The following is a 20,645-nucleotide window of genomic DNA, read 5'->3' as shown; positions in this document are numbered from 1 at the left end:
CTATATCAGTTGCTGCCATGAAAGCTATTGTTGGTTGCTTTTTTCGCTGGGTACCTTCCCTGGCTTTACTTGTGCTCCTGCCGAGTAGTGCCCAAGCTGTCTCAGCCCAGACCCTAGATGGTCAGCCTCGCTACCAGGCTACCGGGCTCCGGACTATGATCAAGGCCCAGCCTAACTCGGCGCTAGTGCGAGTGCGTTACGAAAGTAACAACCCAGGAGTGGTGCATGTAGAGCTGCTCAATGACAAGAGGCGCGTAGTGTATACCGAGCGGAAGCGAGAAACGCATTTCGTTGGTGATTATAACTTAGCTTTCTTACCAGCCGGCGACTACACGCTGCATTTGTCTACCAACGGCTTCCATCACGTGGAAGCATTGCGTCTCAACCGAAATAACAATTCAATAGCCACTGTGCAGGTAATAGAGCTGAATGCCTTCCAAGTATACTCCCAATCGTTGTTTCCGTCCGCCGTTACCAATTAATACCTTGTTTGCTTATTCTCCCTGTGCACTGCCCAGTACTAAGTGAGGTATCGCACCCAGGAAATATCGGTGAATAAGCAGTAAGCCTACCGCCGGATTAAGGCAATTGCGCTGGAACGGCTGGACTTAGGGAGTTTTTTGCTTTGCTATCAGTCTTCTATGGCTCATAGGCTCACTAACTATGGGCTACCTGGTTTTTGAGGCGCGAGCTAAGTGCTCCTTCATAGTGCCACCAAGTCTGCTGTACAATAGTCAATTATAGAAGGCCCGATACGACTCGCACTTATCGGATTCTACAATAGGCCCTAACGACTTCTATAAACGACCGTTTTTCTGGACTGATATTCTGCCGTTTTACTATGCTCACTATGACTCAGCTTCTCTTCTTGTCCAGCCGCTTTCTATTTCCGCTGCTGGCAAACGCGTTGTTGATCCTGTGGGCGTGGTTGGGCTTTAACCAAGGCAAGGGCATTGCCTTTTTTGCCACCGATGTTGTGGGCCTTATGCTAACACTCCCGTTACTCGTGTTCATTAACCTCCTCTGCTGGACCATCACCTTATGCTTAAAGAGAGAGGAATGGGCCAAAGGGTTCGGCATACTAGGCTTGCTTTCATTGGTGACAACCCTGATGGTCTGGATTTACGGGTTTCTCAGCGGTGCGACGTCCTGAAGCGTCTTCTGCTAAGTAAATCCTCCTTTTGACTAATCGGACCGTTTTCCTGTACGCCAGTGCAGGTGTAGACTACGCCGCGAAGAACTGCTTGACGTCGAAATTGGCAATGGTTTCAGCTAATTGCCGCGGGGCCACGCCGCTGTCGTTGGCTTGGTCGGGATTAGCTCCGTGCGCGAGAAGAAGCTTGAGCATCCCGCCCTGCCCCCGCGATTCAAAGGTGGCCCGCCACAACGGGCTATTGCCATAGGCATCCGTTACGTCAACTGTAGCGCCTGCTATGAGCAGCAACGACGCCATTTCCACGGCGTAGGCTTGGGCCGCGAAATGCAATGCCGTCAAGCCGTTGCAATCTTGCTGGTCCAAAGCAGGGCCTTTAGGGAGTAGCCACTGCAGCATGGCCGCATCCCCATAGTTTACCACCAACGAAAGCAAGCTCCGGCCATTGCTGTCAGTTAGGTTGATGGTAGAGTCTGTCACCAGCTGCTCCAGAGTTGGGTAGTCTTGCCGATGAACGGCGCTAATTACATCTGGGGATAAACGATGCGAAGCGGAAGTACGAGGGTTGCTCATGACAGTGAACTTACCCTGGTTTTGCTTGCTACCGCGTGGTCGGCCCCTCTCGTCAATCAAGCTCCTGCTTAGGGGCTGGTACGCCGTTTGGGGGACTTTGGCTTAGGTTCGGGCAATTCCTCTACCGTGAGGCGAACGAAGGTCGCCAACCACTGCCGATCGTCTAACTGCTCTTCGATCAGAAAGCTTGGTTTTGCGCCCGGGTAAGGCGCCGCCTCGACTACTGCTGGCCAGAATGCGCGTCCGGCAGCGGTTGGCTTAATGTATAAACGATTGTCACAGACCAGGGCAAAGAGCTTGTCGCCCCAATACAGACCGTACTCCCCGAACATTTTCTTCGTGCTCACCTGCCCGGAGGCGTTGAGTTGTTCGACAACAAATTCGACAAATTGCTGGGTAGAGGCCATCGTACACGGGACTAGTTAAGCAAGCAAGCGGATCATTTGGTTCGGTCTTCGTTTCCCTGCTGCAAAGGTCGGAAAAAACCGTTGTTACGGAAGCACGCCTTGTCGTATAGAGGCGATAGGAGCCTTGTATAAACCGAACTCCTTAGGTCGCTTTTCGGACCGTTTGTCTGAACCAGCACATAGGGGGTTGGATGAAGTGCACTCCCGCCCCACCTTTTGGCGGAGGCCGACACCCTTTTCCGCACCTTCATTGGCTGTTTTCCTTCGCGATAATTTCCGACTGCTTGCAAGCGGTGTAATCGAGAACAAATCAGGCCAAAGCTTTTGGTTGCCGATTGTTATTAGGCGCTCCTAAGTTGTTGGGGCACAGGCAGCACCTGCTCGGTTGGTCCTGCGCACCTTTACGGCCACAATAACGGACTATGACTGTTAGCAAACACTGAGTTGTCTTGAATTTAAATATGGCAATTGATGAATGTTGCTTAGCTTTAGAATGCATTGAGCTTAGTGCAGTTCATGTAACAAAGCCTTGTTTCCGGTCTACTTTGGGTGCATATGGTGCGCAGGCTATTGAAAACACTCGGCCTCTGGTTTGGATTGCTTGGCGCGCTGCCCGGCATGACCCAGACGTTGGCTCTGCGCGAGTACACCATTGCTAACGGGTTGCCTCAAAGCGTGATATATGCCATCTGCCAGGACGGCACAGGTCGGCTATGGGCTGGCACCCAGGGCGGCTTGTGCGTGTTCGATGGCCAGCAGTTCCGGGTCTACGACGGCCGCCAGGGCCTGGCCGACAACCATGTGCGGGCCGTGGCCGCTGCGCCCGATGGCACAATTTGGCTGGGCCACGAATATGGCGGCGTGGCCTGGGTCCGTCAGGGCAAAGTGGGGCGCTGCCACCTGCCGGGTATGGCACCTACGCTGCACGCCCGCCGCATCTGGCTGGGGCCCGGCGGCGTAGTATGGGTAGCCACCGAGGGCCAAGGCCTGCTGCGCCTGCGCTGTGGCCCCCGCGACACCACCCTCACGCGTCTGGGCCGGACCCAGGGCTTGCCTTCCGACAACGTACGTTTTGTGGCGCCCGGACCTGCCGGGCAGCTCTGGGTTGCCACCGACGCCGGCCTGTCCGTCCTGGACGCCGCCACCGGCCACCTGCTGGACGCGCCGCGCCGCGCCCTCCCACCAGTCCTGCAGGTGGGCAGCGTCAATAGCTTTTTCCGGGTGAGCGACACTTTGTTTTGGGTAGCGACGACTAATGGACTCCTACGCTTGAGCGGGGGGCACCGTGGCGCGTGCGCCGCTTCGGCCCCGAAGCGGGCCTGTGCACCGCCAACGTGCGGCGAGTTCTGCAAGACCGTGCCGGCCGGGTGTGGGCCGCCACCACCACGGGCCTGAGCCGCGCCCCGGCCTCGGTACAGCGGTTTGAATGTGTAGCCGGGGGCGGCAGCTTCGACAGTGAAGTCGCCTCGGACCTGCTGGAAGACCGTGAGGGCAGCCTTTGGACCGTGCACGACAACGGCATAGCCCAGCACCTGCCCGACGAGCGGTTTGCCCAGTTCACCACCGCCCAGGGCCTGCCAAATAACGAGGTACACAGCATCCTCAAAATCGGGCCTGCCGCCTATTGGGTCGGAACGCCCAATGGCCTGACGGAACTGCGGCCCGGCGCGCCGGCCGGCCAGCAGGCCCGGCCGGTGCGGCTGCCCAGCCGCGGTCCGCAGCCGTTCGTGCGCTGCTTGTTTCGCGACAGCCGGGGAGATATTTGGGTGGGGCTGACGAGCGCCGGGGCTCTGCGCTACCGCCCCGCCACGGGGCAGTGGACGGTTTTCAACCAGCGTCCGGCGCTGGGAGGGCAGTCGGTGGCCAGCATTGCCGAAGACGGCCGCGGGCGCATCTGGCTGCTTACCCGGCAGGCGGGCCTTACGGTATTCGACCCCGCTACCCAAGCTTTCCAAACCTTTGATGCGCGACGCGGCGGATTAGGCACCAACAATTTGTGGAAAATATTGCGTGCCCGCGACGGTGTGCTGTGGGTGGGCACCGACGACCGCGGCCTTGTGCGCCTGGACCCCGCCACCGATAGGTTCCAAGCCGTACCGGGCCAGCCCGACCGCCTCAGCATCGGTTCCATCAGTGAGGACGAGCGGGGCAACCTGTGGCTGGGCAGCATCGGAAGCGGGCTGCTGCGCTACGACGGGCACCGGCTGCAGTCGTTCGGCCTTGAAACCGGTCTGCAGTCCAACAACCCGTTTTTTGTGCAGTGCGACGGCCGCGGCCACGTGTGGCTGGGCACCAACCTGGGGCTCGACTGTTTCGACATCCGAACGAGCAAAGCCCGGAGCTTTGGTCTCGCGGAGGGGTTTTCAGGCCAGGAAACCAACCAGAATGCGGTGCTGCCGGACGAGGGCGGACAGCTGTGGGTGGGCACCATCAACGGGCTGATGCATTACAACCCCGCCCTGGCCCGGCCCAACCGCGCCGCACCGCGCACGCTCGTGGCGGGCTTGCGCATCTTTCTCAAAGACACGACTTTGGTGCCCGATCTGGCGCTGCCGCACGAACTCAACCACCTCACATTCGATTACATCGGCGTAAGCCTGACCAACCCCAGCCAGGTGCGCTACCAGTACCGGCTGGCAGGGTTTGAGTCTGCCTGGGTGGGGCCGCTGAAGACAACGTCGGCCACTTACACTAACCTGCCGCCCGGCGACTATTCCTTTCAAGTGCGGGCGGCCAACAACGACGGAGTATGGAACCGCCGCCCTGCCACCTACGCCTTCTCTATTCGGGCGCCTTGGTGGCAGGCGTGGTGGGCGTACCTGCTGTATGCGAGTAGTTTCGCGTTAATTATTTACGGCGTTCGGGCCTATACCCAGGACCGGGAGAGGCAACGCGCCGACCGCCAGCTGGAGCGTCAGGCTCTGGAGCACCTGCAGGAAATGGACCGGGTGAAAACCGACTTTTTTACCAACGTGAGCCACGAGCTGCGCACCCCGCTCACCCTCATTCTGGGCCCGGCCGAAACCCTGGCCACCGAACCTACCGACGCGGCCGTGCGCCGCCAGGGAGGGCTCGTGCTGCGCAACGCCCGCAAGCTGCTCGCCCTCATCAACCAGCTCCTCGACCTAAGCAAGCTCGAAGCCGGAGCTTTGCGCCTGCTGCCCACCTCCGGCGACGTAGCCGGGGACGTGTGCCGACTGGTGGCCTCCTTTGCCTCCCTGGCCGAAAGCCGGGGCATTGAGCTGGTATGCGAAACGCCCGCCGGCCCGGTGCCGCTGGTGTTCGACGCGGGCAAGCTGGAAGAAATGATGTCCAATCTGATAAGCAACGCGCTGCGCTTTACCCCCGCCGGGGGCAAGGTGACGGTGCGCGTGGCCGAAACACCACCCGAAGTGGCGGCGCCCCGCGGCGGCGTGGAATTGGCTGTAATTGATACCGGCCCGGGCATTGCCGCCACCGACCTGCCTCATCTGTTTAACCGGTTTTACCAAGCCAGCAGCGCCTCCGATGACCAGTTGCGCATCGGTACCGGTATTGGCCTGGCTCTGGTGCGCGAGCTGACTGAGCTGCACGGCGGCACGGTGGCCGTTAGCAGCTGCCCGGGAGAAGGTGCCGCGTTTGTGGTGCGGCTGCCGCGGGTGCTGCAGCCCGTGGCGGAGGCTGCGAAGGCGTCCGTGACCCAACCGGGTGTAGCCGCCAGTAGCCAGCCCCCGGAGACCGGCGTGCCCGGCCTGGCGGAGTTGGAAGGTGCCACGGCCGCGGTGGTGCTCATCGTGGAAGATAACGACGAGGTGCGCGAGTTCATCCGGGCCACGCTGGCGCCAGCGGGCTACCGCCTGCTGCTGGCGCCTGGCGGGCGCGCCGGGGTAGACGTGGCCCTAGCCGAGGTGCCAGACTTGGTGGTAAGCGACGTAATGATGCCCGGCCTGAACGGCTACGAAGTTTGCGCCCAACTCAAATCTAACCCTGCCACCAGCCACGTGCCGGTGGTGCTGCTCACGGCTAAGTCGGATGCTGAAGCCAAGCTCGAGGGCCTGGAAACCGGTGCCGACGCCTTTTTGGCCAAGCCCTTCAATCCGCGTGAACTCCAGGCGCAGGTGCGCAACCTGCTAGCCCTGCGCCAGCGGCTACAAGCCCGCCTGGTAGCTGCGCCTGTGCTGAACGAGGAAATCTCGGAGGAAACCACAGCCGCAATGCAGCCTCGCCTAGTCCTACCCGACCCACAGGTGGCGCATGCGGCGGCCGTCGCTAGCTTGCCTTCGCTGGACCAGGAGTTTCTGCGGCGGGTGAACGAGTCCATCCTGGCGCACCTGGCCGATGAGGAATTTGGTGTGGACCAGCTCGGCACCCACATTGGTATGAGTCGCACGCAGGTGCACCGCAAGCTCAAGGCCCTTACGGGGCAGTCACCGGGCGAGGTCATCCGAGGCACGCGGCTGCACCGGGCGCTGGCGCTGCTGCGGGCGCAGGTGGGCACCGTCGCGGAGGTGTCGTATCAGGTGGGCTTTAGCAGCCCCGCGGCTTTCTCCACGGCTTTCTCGCGGCAGTTTGGCTACCCGCCGAGCAGCGTAGCGCGCCAGGTGGAGCCCAAGAACGAGAGCGGAGGCTAGGGCGTAGGCATAGAGGGGTAGCCGGATAGAGAGAATATCCATGCTCATCTGGCGTACGCGTAGCCGAAGCATCTTGCGTGAGGCGTTAATCCAATCGTTCACCAAAGCGGTATGAGCACGGGCAACAATACCCGGTTCGAGCATCTAGGACGAGTTCACTGGCGACTAACTCCTTGCAGATTACAGAGTTCGAGCCGGTGAAAAAGCACTCCTATGGGACATGCTATTTAAGATACCCGTATAGTTTATATCCAGTTAGAGGTGCCTAAATCCCAGCCGGTGAGCAATGCTGCTTACCGGCTTTTTCATGGAATTATTAGGCTGATTTCGGGGCGTTGTCACAAAATCGAAAGGATTTGCAACGAATGCGAAGGCACTGCAACGTGCGCGAAAGCATCGGCAACACTTTCAGAAGGCATTCGGCAGGGCAGGGGCTTGCTTTGGAACTACCAGGCAGCCAGCCTTCAGCCCTAGCCCGACGCCATGAAAAAATTCTACTTTCTAGTGACGCTCACGACCCTAGTCAGCAATCTGCCTATTGGCGCGGTGTGGGCCCAGGTTTCGGTCACAGGGCCAGTTACCTTATACATAGGTCCGGGTGGGGTGGTGGCCGTGCCCGCTTCCGTAACCGTAGGGGCAGGTGCCACCCTCACGAACGAAGGCCAGCTGGACCTGGGTGCCGACCTCATCAACAACGGCACCGTGACGGCGCCCACCGCACCCGCCGCATTGCTGCGGACTGTGGGCACTGCCCCGCAGAACCTGGCGGGCTCAGCTACCATTGCCCTTCGAAATCTGACCGTCAACAACGCCGCCGGGGTTGCCATTGGCGCCAACACGACCGTAGCTGGCACCCTCACGCTTACCAGTGGGCTGGTGGCCATTGCCGACGGTACGCCCCTGGTACTGCTGCCCACCGCCCCCGACCCCGTTGAAACGACCACCGCCCGCCTAGTCGGCCCGGTGGTCATGGCTGCCCGGACCGTGAATGAGGCGGCCTTTGAGCCTTTCCTGGGGGTGAGCATGCCGGCCGGGGCCAGCGTGGGTGCCCTGACCATCACGCGGGTGACGGGCCCCACGGCCATCATCACGGCAGCGGGCAATACCTCGTTGGCTGTGTACTGGGAGTTGGGCACCACGGCCGCCGGCAGTCCGGCCCGGGTCCTGAGCTTTGCCTGGCTGGCAGCGCTAGACAATGGCCGCAACATGGCTGCCGCCACACCCTGGCGCAGCACGGCACCTTACGCAACTTGGACGCGCTCTGCCGGCCCTACCGCCAACGTGTCGGCCACGAACCCCCGCCAATACGCGCCCGCCGGGACCGGAACAGAGCCCGTGGCTGGCCGCTTCACATTCTCGGACCCTAACGCGCCCCTGCCGGTAGAACTCACCGCGTTTACGGCTCGTCGCCAGGGCCTTCACGCACAGCTGGACTGGACCACCGCGTCAGAGAAAAACAACGCCTACTTCGATGTGGAGCGCAGCCGCGACGGGCGGGTATTTGAGCGCGCCGGCCGGATAGCCGGGCAGGGCAACAGCTCGACGGCGCGCAACTACCAGTTCGTAGACGCCAATGTCTCCCAATACGGGGTGCCCACGCTCTATTATCGACTGAGGCAACTGGACCAGGACCAAAAGGCCCACCACTCGGTGGTGCGCACGGTGGCGGTGGAAGGTGCTAAGGCATTGCTGGTGAGTGCTTGGCCCAACCCCTCGGCCGGACCGGGGCCGCACATCCGGGTAGAGCAGCCTACTGATGGGCCGCTCACGGTGCTGCTTACCGATGCCACGGGCCGGCTTCTCGGCGAGTATCGCACCCACGCCCGCGTGAGCGACGGCCTGTTTGCCGCCGAAACGGCAACCCTGCCCAGCGGCGTGTACCTGCTGCGCGTGACCACCACCGGCACGAGTCAGGTGGTCAAGCTAATGCGCGAATAAAACCCAGAAGCTTAGCCGGGACCAGTTGCCTGCTTAATCATCCGCGGCTTAATGCCATTCATTTTTCCCTTGCTCATGCCTACGCTCGCCTTGCCTGCTCGCCGCCTTGAGCCCGCCGATTTGGTGTGGGCCACGGCGTTGCTCGAAACCTGCGCTGCCGACCACCCGGTGCTGAACCACTGCTGCACGGCGGCCGACGCCCGCAGCCAGAAAGTATGGTTGCTAAAGCAGCTGCTCCGCTTTGGTCTGCGCTACGGGCGGGTGTATGCCAATGCCGATGCTAACGCTCTGGCCGTGTGGGTGGGCCCCAACCACCCGGCGGCCACCCTCTACCAGCTCTTGCGCACGGGCCTGCTGCCGGCGGCCCTGTGGCGCCTCGACTGGACGGGCTTTCAGCGACTGCGGCACTTTCTGGTGGCCACGGCGTGGCTGCGGCGGCACAGCGCGGAAGCGCACTCGCATTACCTGCTGGCGCTGGCGGTGCAGCCGGGAGCCCGCGGGCAGGGGCGGGGCCGGCGCCTGCTGCAGGCGTCGCTGTCGGCCATGCAGGCCACCCACGCGCCCTGCTACCTCGACGTGCAGCGCCCGGCCGAGCTGGGCTTTTTCCAGCAGCAGGGCTTTCGACTGGCGGGCCAGTGTCCCGCCGGCCGGGGGCCGCAAGCCCCCACCAACTGGGGCCTAGTTCGGGAAGGACGTGCCTAACGCTTGCAGAGCAAATGATTTAGCTACTCATAGACCAAGACAATTCATCTTTTTATCCTGACTGCATGAAATTCCACCTACGCCTTCTTACGCTCGCTACATTCGCTTACTTGGCCGGTCATCGGGCTGCGGCCCAGGTAGGGGTGGGAACCACCACGCCCGCCGCCTCGGCCGCACTCGAAATCAGAGCTACCGACAAGGGCGTGCTCTTTCCACGGGTGAGCCTGACGGGCCTGGCCGATGCCGTCACGGTGGCTGCGCCGGCCCCGTTTCTGCTGGTGTTCAACACGAACTCGACCATTGCCGGAGGGCAGGGCTTCTACTACAACGCCGGCACCTCGGCCGTGCCCAACTGGATCAAGCTCAACACCGGCACGGCGCCGGCGGGCAGTGGCTGGGGCTTGACTGGCAACGCCGCCACCGACTCAACCCAGCAGTACCTGGGCACCACGGATAACAAGCCCCTGCGCTTCGGTATTGCCGGCCAGGAGCAGGCCCGGCTGCACGTGGACGGGGCCCTGTGGCTGGGCGACCCCAACGCGGCCAAAAACGTGCTCATTGGCTACCAGGCCGGCAAGCGCATCGGGGCCAACGGAGCCCTGCTGGACCAGTACGTGGGCTTCCAGGCCGGGGCCGGCACCACCACGGGTAGCCTCAACCAGTTCGAGGGGTTTCAGAGTGGGCTGTACACCAGTACGGGCAGCAACAACCAGTTCAGCGGCTTTGCCAGCGGGCTGTTGAACCGCACGGGCAACAATAACTTGTTCATCGGCTTCAGCGCCGGGCACGACGCTACGGCCACCGACAGCCTGCACTTTGTGGGCTACTCGGCGGGCGCCAAAAACACCACGGGCAAGTACAACACCTATGAGGGCTACGAGGCCGGCACCAGTGCCACCACGGCCAGTAACAACACCTTTATGGGGTTTCAGGCGGGGCGCACCACCACCACCGGTGGGCGCAGCACCTTTCTGGGCTACCGGGCCGGCTACCGCAACACCAGCGGGTTTGCCAACGTGTTCGTCGGCTCCCGTGCGGGGCAGGCCAATACCACGGGCTACGGCAACGTATTCGCGGGGAGCTCGTCCGGGGTCAGCAACACGACCGGCGCCGAAAACGTGTTTGGCGGCAGCAACAGTGGGGCCGCCAACACCACGGGTTACGCCAACGTGTTCCAAGGGTTTGAAAGCGGCCTGCGCAACACGACGGGGTACTACAACCTGTTCGTGGGCTACAACGCCGGCTACTCCAACACCAGCGGCAACGACAACACGTTCAGCGGGCAAAGCAGTGGGGCCTCCAACACCACCGGGAGCAACAACACGTTTGCGGGGAGTGCCGCGGGCCTGCGCAACACCACCGGCGGGCTGAACACCTACCAGGGCTACCGCGCCGGCAACTCCAACACGGTGGGCAGCTTCAACGTGGCCCTGGGCGACTCGGCCGGCTATGCCAGCGAGTTTGCCAGCGGCAACGTCTTCATCGGGGCGGGGGCTGGCCGGCGCACCACGGTAAGCGGCATCGGGGCGCGCAACCATTTCGTGGGCTACCGCGCCGGCTACTTTAACACCAATGGCAGCGGCAACTATTTCAGCGGGTCCCGGGCCGGCTACGCCAACACCACCGGCAGCTTCAACCAGTTTGAGGGCAGCGCCGCGGGCCTGGCTAACACCACCGGCAGCTTCAACTACTTCAGCGGCAACTCGGCGGGCGTGAGCAACGTGACCGGCGACAACAACCTCTTCATCGGCGTGCAGGCGGGCTTCAACAGCACCGTCGACGACAACCACATGGTGGGTTTTCAGGCGGGCATCAGCACCACCACCGGCAATAATAACACGTTTGAAGGCAACCAGGCCGGCCTGGCTAACACCACCGGCGATAACAACACCTACCTGGGCTACCACGTGGGCGACGCCAACACGGTGGGTAGCCGCAACACCCTGGTGGGCTCCGAGGCCGGTGGCGGCATGACGGCGGCCTACGACAACACCCTCGTGGGCGAGCGGGCCGGGCTGGGCGTAACCACCGGCAGCAGCAATGTGATGGTGGGCGCCCAGGCGGGCCGCCAAAGCACCACCGGCCGCGACAACGTGTTTGTAGGCGTGACAGCCGGCGTGACCAATTCCAACGGCCAGAGAAACACCTTTCTGGGCAACAGCGCGGGCAGTGCCAACGGCACCGGCAGCAACAACACCTACGTGGGCTACGACGCCGGTGGGCAGGCCGATGACGAGACCGGCAATGTGTACTTGGGCCAGGAGGCCGGCCGCGAATCCCCCGGCAGCGCCAACGTGAAAGTGGGCTACCAGGCCGGCAAAGGCCCTGGCTACTTTCCCGCCCCCGTTGCCGGCCGCGTGACGTTGGTGGGCTACCAGGCCGGCCGGGCCAACACCAAGGACTACCTCGTAGCCATCGGCTACCAGGCGGGTTTCGCCAACACGGGTTCCAACAACCACTTTGTGGGCTACCAGGCCGGCCGGGCCAACACCACCGGTATTGCCAACCACTTCGATGGCTTCAGCACCGGCTCTGCCAATACCGTGGGCTCCGACAACACCTTCGTGGGCAACCTGGCCGGCCTGGACAACACCACCGGCAACCACAACACCTTTATGGGCCGGCTGGCTGGCAACAGTACCACTATCGGCTCCGACAACACGGCCCTGGGCTACAACGCCGGCCTTGCCTTTACCGGAGACGCCGTGACGGGCCTCAATAACACCTGCCTGGGGGCCAACGCCCGGCTCGGCGACGGCTTCTACTCCAACGCCACGGCCGTGGGGCCAATGCCGTGGTGGGCGACGTGAATGCCATGACGTTTGGCAGCACCGCCGTAACGAGCTGGAACTTTGGGCGCAGCAACAACGGCGGCGCGGGCATTGCCCTGCGGGTGGGGGTGGGTGCTACCAACGGCAACGGCGCCTACCTCACCGCGGGCGGCGTCTGGACCAACACGTCCGACATCAATCTTAAAGAAAACATCCAGCCCGTGGAAAGCAGCCAGGTGCTGGGCCTCATCCGTCAGCTCCCGCTCAGCCGCTGGACCTACAAGGGCACTGCAGGCGAAACTCACCTCGGCCCGATAGCCCAGGACTTTTACCGCCTGTTCCACCTTGGCCTGAACGAGACCAGCATCAGCACCATCGACCCGGCCGGCGTGGCCCTGGCCGGCGTGCAGGAGCTGGCCCACCAGAACGACCAGCTTCGGGCCGAAAACGCCCAGTTGCGCCAGCAGCTGCAAGCCGTGCAGGCCGGCCAAACCACGCTCGATGCCCGCCTCGCCACGCTGGAACGCACCGCTCAGCTGGCCATGCCCGTGGCCAAGGCCAGCCGCTAAAGCAGGTTGTAGACCGGCGGCCTAACCGGCCGCTCGATTTTCTTTCTTCTCCACTATTTCTCCATATTCCTATGAAACCACTTCATTTTCTGCTCTTATTCAGTTTGTTGCTGGTCGCTGGCTGCGACAAAGACGACAACGACCAGGCACCCTCCAAAGCCGGGCAGCTTTCGGCCGTGACGTGGCGGGAAAGCAGCTCCTCGCTGGTCGTGAACGGCGTGGAAGGCATTCAGACCATCTCGGCCACCTCGGCTGATACCTACCAGTTCGGCACCGACGGCAAAGTGGCGGTAACCAAGCCCGGCGGTATCGTCACGACCGGCACCTGGGCGCTGGCCGGCAACGACACCCAACTGACGGTGACGCTGGGCGGGCAAACCCAGACCCAGCAGATTTTCGCACTTACAGCCACCGGCTTTTCCCTGGGTGCCGCCTACACCCAGGCCCAGGTGCAGGCGGCACTGGCCGGGCAGCCCGTGGCGGGCGTACCCAACGGGCTGATTTCGCTCATCATTCTGTCGGCGGGCAACTTCACTTTTCCGGCGGGCACGCCCCCAGTCAACGCCAACCAGATTACCAGCCTACAACTGCGGACCAACCTGGTGCCCAAGTAAGCCAGCTGCGTTGCGGCCTACATGGGCACCTGCCCGCTTTTTCCACCCTCACTTTCTTTCTAAACCATGAATTTCCTTCGTTTTTTTCCCCGACCCTTGCTCTTGCTGTCCGGCGCGGCCCTGCTACACCTCAGCGCCTGCGACAGCAACAACGACGACCCGGACGTCGCCACCGGCGACGGCACCGTGACTTGGACCCACAACGGTACCACCCACACCAGTACCGTTGGCTCGTCGGCCATCGTCGATTCCGGCGATAAAATCATTGTAACCGGTGGCTCCAGCGATAACAACAACGTCGTGTCGCTGGCGCTGCAAGGCATCAATGCCCGGGGCGCGGGCGTGTACGACCTGCGCCGGGGCTCCATGCTCGACAACCTGCCCGTGGGCGGCCTTACCCTCATGAGCGGCAACACGGGCGCCACCTACCTCACGCTCTACGGCCCCAACGCCAGCAACGGCAGCATCACCGTGAGCCAGTACGACCGAGCGGGCCAGAAGCTCAGCGGTACGTTCAGCTTCACAGCCGGAGCTACCCCCAACACCAGCGCCGCCGGCACCCAAAACGTGACTACGGGCAGCTTCAGCTTCACCCGGTTTCGGTAGGGGCAGGGCCAAGATAAGTGCTCTATAATTAACAACTCACCTACTGAATCACAACCTCGCTATGGGGCTCTCCTTGTTGCTTATCGTTCTGCTGCTGATACTGGCGCCCCGGGCTGGGCGCAAAACACCCGGCTCGAAACAGGCTTCCTAAAGCATACCGTGACGGTGGGTGTCCGCACCTACCCGTTCTGGTTTGCCGAGGGCGCCGAGCAGGCCATGAAAGCCCTGGCCCAAACCGTAGCCTAGTTTCGGGCCGGCCCCATGCGGCTCTACGTCACGGGCCTGTCGATGGGCGGCTACGGGTCGTTCCACCTGGCGGCGAAGTACCTCGGCAAGTTTGCGGTGGTTGCCCCGGCGGCCGGCGGCGTGCCGGTACCCGCCTGGTTCGAGCAGGCCTTTCCCTCGCCCATGCTCACGGCCTACAAAAGCCACCCGCTGTACGCCTACGCCGCCGTGGACACAGCCCTGAGCAGCCCTTTTTCCCACCTTTTCACCCATTCTGCTTGTTATGAAAACCTCTGTACTTGCCTTGGTGGCTGCTGCCGCTTCTTTAGCTGCGCAAGCACAACCGTCCCTGCCCGCCACGCCCAAACGCCCCGTCACCGACACTTACTTCGGGCAGCAGGTAACCGACAACTACCGCTGGCTGGAAGACCTCAAGAGTCCCGAAACCCAGGCTTGGTTTAAGGCGCAGGGCGACTACACGGCCCAGGTAATGGCCGGTATTCCCGGCCGCGACAGCCTGATAAACACGTTGGTGCGCTACGATGCCCTGAAAGCGGCCCGCATCACGGGCATCTTGCGGCGCGGTGGGCGCTACTTCTACAAGAAAACTCTACCCAGCGAAAACGTCGGCAAGCTGTATTACCGCACCGGCACCACCGGGCCCGAGGTGCTACTTTTCGACCCCAGCACCTACGCAAAGGGCAAAAGCTACGCCGTGTCCTACTTTCTGCCCAGCGAAGACGGCCGCCGGCTGGCCCTGGGCGTGGCTGAAGGCGGGGCTGAAATCTCCACCATTCGCGTGCTCAACGTCGACACCAAAAAGCTTTACCCGGAGAGCATCTACCCCTCGTGGTTTGGCGTGAGCGGCTGGACGCCGGACGGCAAGGGCTTCATCTACACCACCCAGCAGAGCGGCGACACCAAGTCGATGAACATGCTGCTCAACACTCGCTCACTCTATCACACGGTAGGCACGCCCGTGGCACAGGACCGGGAGCTGTTTTCGCGGGCCAAGTACAAGCAGCTGCCCATCAAGCCCGAAGACTTGATTTACGTGACCTACAGCGAAGACTTCAAGTACATCATGGGCAACCTGGGCGGGGTCGACCGGCGCATGAACGCCTTCATTGCCCCGGCCACTGAGTTGCTCCAGCCCACCATCAACTGGAAGCGGCTGGCCGCCCCAGCCGACAGCGTGCTCGGTTCCGTCGTGCTCCACGACCGGCTCTATCTGCTGAGCACCAAGCGCGCGCTGAAAGGCCGCATCCTGGTGACGGACGCCCGCCAGCCCAACCTAAAGACAGCTACTGTGGCCTTGCCCATGGAAAAGCGCAAAATCGAAACCATTAGCGCCGCCAAGGACTACCTGCTGGCCACCCTCAACGACGGCCTTAATACCACCGCCAAGCAATTTTCGCTGCGCACCAACCGCTGGGAAGACGTGCCGCTGCCGCTCACCGGCTCGGCCGAAATGCAGGTGCTCGAACCTACCAGCAACGACTGCCTGCTCTACCTCACGTCGTGGAAGCAGCCGCCCACCATCTACACCTACAACCCGGTAACGAAAGAAGCCAAAGTAAGCCCCTTCGATACGCCCGTTACCTACCCCGGCCTTGCCGATTTGGTGGTGGAAGAAGTGGAAGTGCCCGGCCTCGACGGCACGCCCGTGCCGCTCAGCATCATTTACAACAAGAAGGTGAAACGTGACGGCCGGGCCGTGTGCTTCATGACCGGCTACGGCGCCTACGGCATATCGGCGGATCCGTATTTCAGCTCCCGCACGCTGGCCCTGCTCAACCAGGGCGTTATTGTGGCCGAAACCCACGTGCGCGGCGGTTCCGAAAAAGGGCAGGCCTGGCACAAAGCCGGCATGAAAACCACTAAGCCCAACACCTGGCGCGACTTCATTGCCTGCGGCGAATACCTGGTAAAGAACGGCTACACCTCGCCCCAGCATCTTATCGGCGAAGGCACCAGCGCGGGCGGCATTCTCATTGGCCGCGCCATCACCGAGCGCCCCGACCTTTTCGCCGCCGCCATTAGCAACGTGGGCCTGTCTAACATGCTGCGCTTCGAAAACACCCCCAACGGCCCTAACAACGCCAAGGAGTTCGGCACGGTGAAAGACTCAGTAGAATGCCGTGCCCTATACGAGATGGACGCCTTCCTGCACGTGCAGCCCGGCACCAACTATCCGGCCGTGATATCGGTGGGCGGTATGAACGACCCGCGCGTGATTGCCTGGCAGCCGGGCAAGTTTGCCGCCGCCCTGCAAGCCGCCAGCACCTCCGGCAAGCCCGTGCTTATGCAAGTCAATTTTGACAATGGCCACTTCACCGAAGACAAAAAAGTAGCTTTTCGCAACTTCGCCAACATGTATGCCTTCGCCCTCTGGCAGGCCGGCCACCCCAATTTTCAGCCCAGCCCGGTAGCAGTGAAATAGGCTTTTGCCAGGAAGGGCACCTTCCCCTTGGTTTAAACTTCACAGGCCCGCAAGCTGGCCGAATCCAGCCTGACGGTCGTGGTGCCGGCCTAGGGCGCTGGCCAAGCCCTCTTTGCTTCTTCCTATCTGTGCTACCAGATTTATGTTTCACATCATGTCTACTCTTCATCGTTCCCTTGCCGCGGCCTGTGCATCTCTGCTACTGGGCACCGCTTGTTCCTCGGATACCAAGCCGGCTACTGCGGCAGTGCCCGCGCCTGCTCCTGCGGTAGCGGCCGTTGCGACCGTACCGGCTGCAGCTACGGCTCCCGCCACCAGTGCGTCGACTCCCTCAAATTCGGTTGGGTTCGACCCTGCCACGGCGCCAATTGCTACGCCCACACTCGGGGCTTTTCCTTATTTCAGCCTGCTGGACGGCTACGTGAAAATGGACGAGAAAACGGCCCCCGGTAACTCAGCCCGCGAGTTCAACAAGGACACCAACTTCGACCGGTACGAGTTTTTCGACGGGGCAAAACTGATTCCAGTGGAAGGCCGCTTGCGCACGGTTAGCGCCCTGGGCAAGACGGCCTCGTTCTTCCAGGCCCAGAAGACCTACGAGAAGCTGGTGCGTGATCTGGGTGGCGTGACCGTATTCGAAGGTTCGGGTCAGAAAATGAAGGAACTCAAACTCAAGTACGAAGATCCGCGACACCGGAGCCGCTACGGCATGACTGACCAGGAAAAATCGGGCGTTTACCTGCTGCGTACTCCCGACAAAGAAGTGTGGGTGGAGGTATACAAAACCTACTCCAGTGACCCGGAAAACTACTGGCTAACGGTGGTGGAAAAAAAGGTTATGCCCATGGAAGCCACCGTGCTGCCCGCTGCCGAAATGAAAAAAGCCCTTGACATTAATGGCCACGTGGCCCTCTACCTCAACTTCGACACCGACCAAGCCACCCTTAAGCCCGATGCTCAGGCTATCATTGCACAGATCATCAGCCTGCTGAGCCAAAATCCCGACCTCAAGCTGGCCGTGCAGGGCCACACCGACGACGCGGGTACCCCTGCGCACAACCAAGAGCTGTCGGAGGCGCGCGCCCGCACCGTGGTAGCTACCCTAACGGCCCAGGGCATCGCGCCCGCGCGCCTGCAAGCCGCCGGGTTTGGCCAAACGAAGCCCCTGACTGACAACACCACCGAAGTGGGCAAAGCCAAAAACCGCCGCGTCGAGTTGGTCAAACTCTAACGCAGGTCACTTTGAAATTCTCTCCTCATATTATTGGACCGTTATTGTGAACTACCAGCGGTGTTCGGAGCTATCGGCCAAGGAGGGGATTCGTTGTTCAAAGGATTGCTCAAACCGATTGAGTTCTTGCTGGGATTGGCGGGCTCCGGCCTTCCCACTTGTGTCTTGACGGGACGCTTCCATTTCTTCCATTTGGCGTTTCGCAACGTGCTCCGGCTGGCTGTCCCAAACGTCAAAAAGAAAGGCTAGAGCAATCAGCGCTATCAGCATTCCAAAGGCCATAGCCACCCACCCGAGGACTGCCACGCACCCAATGCCTTTGCTCCCTGCCGCCGAGGCGCTCGTCGGTTGAAGCCGTATTCCGCCAAACAGGAGAAGTCCGCCGATGACTAACGCTGCGAGCCCCAACACCGCAAGAGAACCCGTGATATCACCTAGGAGAAAAAACGGTCGCATGAGCGGGGCTAGTTAGTACAGCGGAACAAGAAGGGAGGCGAGTGCAGCGACAAAACAGAGTCTGAGCCAAAGTAATGCTCCTTTTCTTGAACTGCTGCCTATGCACGTCTGCTAGCATAGCTAAGTGATGCTGCGGACCAGATTGAGTTCAAGAAACTGGTTCACTTTTCAAAGTTCAGGAAACTCAGATGGGCAATGAGTTTCCTGAACTCCTGGCTATTCGGAAGATTTGGGTAAGGACAAGGCATAAGCTAGCGGGGTACAACCACCGACAGGGCATCGAATAACGAATCAGGCCCTGGTCAGCAGCAGCTGGTCGGGGCCTGCTTTTTGGTTTTTACAGTACCCAGGAGGCGAAGCCGGAGCCGAGCTTGTAACGCGCCGCCGTTAATCTGTTCCATACTTTCCGCCTTTTGTATCCGTGCGGGGCTAGGCGTTTAGCGGAATTTTGCCCTATCACTTTTCCCCTACACCAGCATGGCCAAGACCATCTTTATTACCGGCGCTTCCCGTGGATTCGGGAAACTCTGGGCCGCCGCTTTCCTTCGGCGCGGCGACAACGTGGTAGCTACTTCCCGCAACGTGGCCGGGCTCCAGGACCTGGCCGATGCTTACGGCGCCACCTTCCTGCCCCTGGCCCTCGACATCACCAACCGCGCCCAGTGCCAGCACGCCATCGGGCAAGCCCACGCGCATTTCGGCCGCCTCGACGTGGTCATCAACAACGCCGGCTACGGGCTGATCGGGGCCGTGGAGGAAGTTGGCGAGCAAGACGTGCGCGACGCCCTTGACGCGAACCTGCTCGGCACGCTCTGGGTTACCCAGGCCGCTTTGCCCATTCTGCGGGCCCAGGGCCAGGGGCACATTATTCAGCTTTCCAGCGTGCTGGGCATGGTCAGCGCCCCGGCCATGGGTATTTACAGCGCCACCAAGTTTGCCGTGGAAGGCCTGAGTGAGGCCCTGGCCCGGGAGGTAGCGGGCTTCGGCATCCGGGTGACGTTGGTGGAGCCCAACGTGTTCAAGACCGACTTCGGGGGCTCGTCGGCCGTGCAAAGCCCCACCCTGGCCGCTTACGACCAGATAAAGGCCAGCCTGTGGGCCCTGCCGGCTTTCGACCCGGCCAACTACGGCAGCCCCGAGGCCACGGTGCCCATTATCCAGCAGCTAATTGATTCCGACAACCCGCCCCTGCGCCTGTTTATGGGCCGGGCCGCCTACCCCTGGGTTGAGCAGGCCTACCACGAGCGGCTGGCTTCCTGGCAGCAGTGGCAGCCCGTAGCCGAGGCCGCCCACGGCTAAGCTCTCGGAAATTACCGTTTTACAACCGCCCCAGCCGCGGCAAGTTCAGCCGGGGCGGTTGTGAGACTTTCCTGTTCTATCTTACCTGTTGTTACTAGCCTGCTCCGCGCCATGACGCCGCACTACGAGAGCATCAGCGCCTTCCACCGTGCCATTGGGAGCCCGCCGCCCGCACACCCGCTGCTCAGCCTGCTCACCTGCCAGATGCTGGCGCCCTGCACCCTGGGCGACAAGCCCCTGACGGCCGATTTTTACATGATCAGCCTGAAGAAAATCAGCGCCGGGGAGTTTCGCTACGGCCGCACCCGCTACGACCACGAAGGCGGGTCCCTCTCGTTTGTCAAGCCCGGGCAGCTGGTGGAGCTCACCCACGCCGAGCTGACCGAAAACTCCTTTCTGATCTTTCTCCACGAAGACTATCTGCTGGGCCACGCCCTGCACGCGGATATCCGCAAGTATGGCTTCTTCGAGTACGAGGCCAACGAGGCCCTGCACGTGGCCCCGCGCGAGGAGCACATCATGTGGGAGCTGTTCCGGCAGATGGAGTTCGAGTACGGCAACAATCCGGACGAGTACAGCCGCGGCATTATCCTGACCCACCTCGACGCGCTGCTGAAGTACTCCCAGCGGTTTTACAAGCGGCAGTTCCTGAACCGGAGCGCGGCGCTGTCGGGCCCCGTGGTGGCCCGTTTTACAGCTTTGCTCACCGCGTATTTCGAGCAAGGTCAGCTGCAAACCCAGGGCCTGCCCACGGTGAAGTACCTGGCCGGGCAGCTGCACACTTCCCCGCGCTACCTCACCGATTTGCTCAAGCAGGAAACCGGCCACACCGCCCTCGACCATATTCACTCATTTCTGCTGGGCGAGGCCAAAAACCTGCTGCTGGGCACCGACAATACCATTGCCCAAACGGCCTACCAGCTCGGCTTCGACAACCCGACCTACTTCTCCCGCCTTTTCAAGAAAGAAATCGGCCTGACCCCGCGTGAGTACCGGGCCCGGTTTCTGAACTAGCTTTTGCGGCAGTAGCCCGCGCAGCTCTGGGCCC

The 20,645-nt window shown here is 61.8% G+C and carries 16 protein-coding genes; 14 read left to right on the top strand and 2 right to left on the bottom strand.

Going from position 1 to position 20,645, the window contains the following annotated elements; genetic code table 11:
* Positions 1-71 precede the first annotated feature (71 nt).
* Positions 72-482 (top strand): carboxypeptidase-like regulatory domain-containing protein, encoded by a 411-nt coding sequence (locus tag MUN79_RS23120; protein WP_244674886.1) that lies wholly within the window; start codon positions 72-74, stop codon positions 480-482.
* Between the two features lie 368 nt (positions 483-850).
* Positions 851-1,153 carry a hypothetical protein gene (locus MUN79_RS23115; protein WP_244674885.1) on the top strand — a complete coding sequence of 101 codons (303 nt, stop codon included), beginning with the start codon at positions 851-853 and terminating at the stop codon, positions 1,151-1,153.
* 72 nt (positions 1,154-1,225) lie between these two features.
* Here MUN79_RS23115 and MUN79_RS23110 read toward each other — a convergent pair whose 3' ends face one another.
* Both MUN79_RS23110 and MUN79_RS23105 read right to left on the bottom strand, forming a co-directional pair.
* Positions 1,226-1,726: an ankyrin repeat domain-containing protein gene (locus MUN79_RS23110; protein ID WP_262922926.1), complete on the bottom strand. Its 501-nt coding sequence runs from the start codon at positions 1,724-1,726 to the stop codon at positions 1,226-1,228.
* Between the two features lie 68 nt (positions 1,727-1,794).
* On the bottom strand, positions 1,795-2,133 hold the full coding sequence (locus tag MUN79_RS23105) for a TfoX/Sxy family protein (protein WP_244674883.1): 339 nt from the start codon (positions 2,131-2,133) through the stop codon (positions 1,795-1,797).
* A 555-nt stretch (positions 2,134-2,688) separates the two neighbouring features.
* On the opposite strand from MUN79_RS23105, the gene MUN79_RS23100 reads away from it, so the two are divergent.
* From MUN79_RS23100 to MUN79_RS23045, 12 genes are all read left to right on the top strand, one after another.
* Positions 2,689-3,528, top strand: coding sequence for a ligand-binding sensor domain-containing protein (locus MUN79_RS23100; RefSeq protein WP_244674882.1), 840 nt, complete (start codon positions 2,689-2,691; stop codon positions 3,526-3,528).
* Entirely contained in the window at positions 3,426-6,743 is a 3,318-nt protein-coding gene (locus MUN79_RS23095; protein WP_244674881.1) for a hybrid sensor histidine kinase/response regulator transcription factor, read from the top strand. Before MUN79_RS23100 ends, MUN79_RS23095 begins: the two co-directional genes overlap by 103 nt.
* A gap of 483 nt (positions 6,744-7,226) precedes the next feature.
* Positions 7,227-8,681 carry a T9SS type A sorting domain-containing protein gene (locus MUN79_RS23090; protein ID WP_244674880.1) on the top strand — a complete coding sequence of 485 codons (1,455 nt, stop codon included), beginning with the start codon at positions 7,227-7,229 and terminating at the stop codon, positions 8,679-8,681.
* A gap of 75 nt (positions 8,682-8,756) precedes the next feature.
* On the top strand, positions 8,757-9,383 hold the full coding sequence (locus tag MUN79_RS23085) for a GNAT family N-acetyltransferase (RefSeq protein ID WP_244674879.1): 627 nt from the start codon (positions 8,757-8,759) through the stop codon (positions 9,381-9,383).
* Between the two features lie 65 nt (positions 9,384-9,448).
* Positions 9,449-12,193 (top strand): beta strand repeat-containing protein, encoded by a 2,745-nt coding sequence (locus MUN79_RS23080; protein WP_244674878.1) that lies wholly within the window; start codon positions 9,449-9,451, stop codon positions 12,191-12,193.
* Positions 12,178-12,723: a tail fiber domain-containing protein gene (locus tag MUN79_RS23075; RefSeq protein WP_244674877.1), complete on the top strand. Its 546-nt coding sequence runs from the start codon at positions 12,178-12,180 to the stop codon at positions 12,721-12,723. Before MUN79_RS23080 ends, MUN79_RS23075 begins: the two co-directional genes overlap by 16 nt.
* A 71-nt stretch (positions 12,724-12,794) precedes the next feature.
* Positions 12,795-13,337: a hypothetical protein gene (locus MUN79_RS23070; protein ID WP_244674876.1), complete on the top strand. Its 543-nt coding sequence runs from the start codon at positions 12,795-12,797 to the stop codon at positions 13,335-13,337.
* 66 nt (positions 13,338-13,403) lie between these two features.
* Complete coding sequence (locus tag MUN79_RS23065; protein ID WP_244674875.1) at positions 13,404-13,943, top strand: DUF6252 domain-containing protein; 540 nt, start codon at positions 13,404-13,406, stop codon at positions 13,941-13,943.
* Positions 13,944-14,451: 508 nt separating this feature from the next.
* The gene (locus MUN79_RS23060; RefSeq protein WP_244674874.1) at positions 14,452-16,611 is read left to right on the top strand and encodes a prolyl oligopeptidase family serine peptidase; all 2,160 of its coding nucleotides are present in this window, start codon (positions 14,452-14,454) and stop codon (positions 16,609-16,611) included.
* Positions 16,612-16,765: 154 nt separating this feature from the next.
* Positions 16,766-17,842, top strand: a complete 1,077-nt coding sequence (locus tag MUN79_RS23055; RefSeq protein WP_244674873.1) for an OmpA family protein — start codon at positions 16,766-16,768, stop codon at positions 17,840-17,842.
* A 933-nt stretch (positions 17,843-18,775) separates the two neighbouring features.
* Complete coding sequence (locus tag MUN79_RS23050) at positions 18,776-19,597, top strand: SDR family NAD(P)-dependent oxidoreductase (RefSeq protein WP_244674872.1); 822 nt, start codon at positions 18,776-18,778, stop codon at positions 19,595-19,597.
* A 111-nt stretch (positions 19,598-19,708) separates the two neighbouring features.
* Entirely contained in the window at positions 19,709-20,611 is a 903-nt protein-coding gene (locus MUN79_RS23045) for a helix-turn-helix domain-containing protein (protein ID WP_244674871.1), read from the top strand.
* The last annotated feature ends 34 nt before the right edge of the window (positions 20,612-20,645 follow it).

Source organism: Hymenobacter cellulosilyticus (genome assembly GCF_022919215.1).
Taxonomy (GTDB): Bacteria; Bacteroidota; Bacteroidia; order Cytophagales; family Hymenobacteraceae; genus Hymenobacter; species Hymenobacter cellulosilyticus.
Note: the sequence above shows the minus strand (reverse complement) of the source record. Positions and strands in the feature narration are given on the sequence as shown.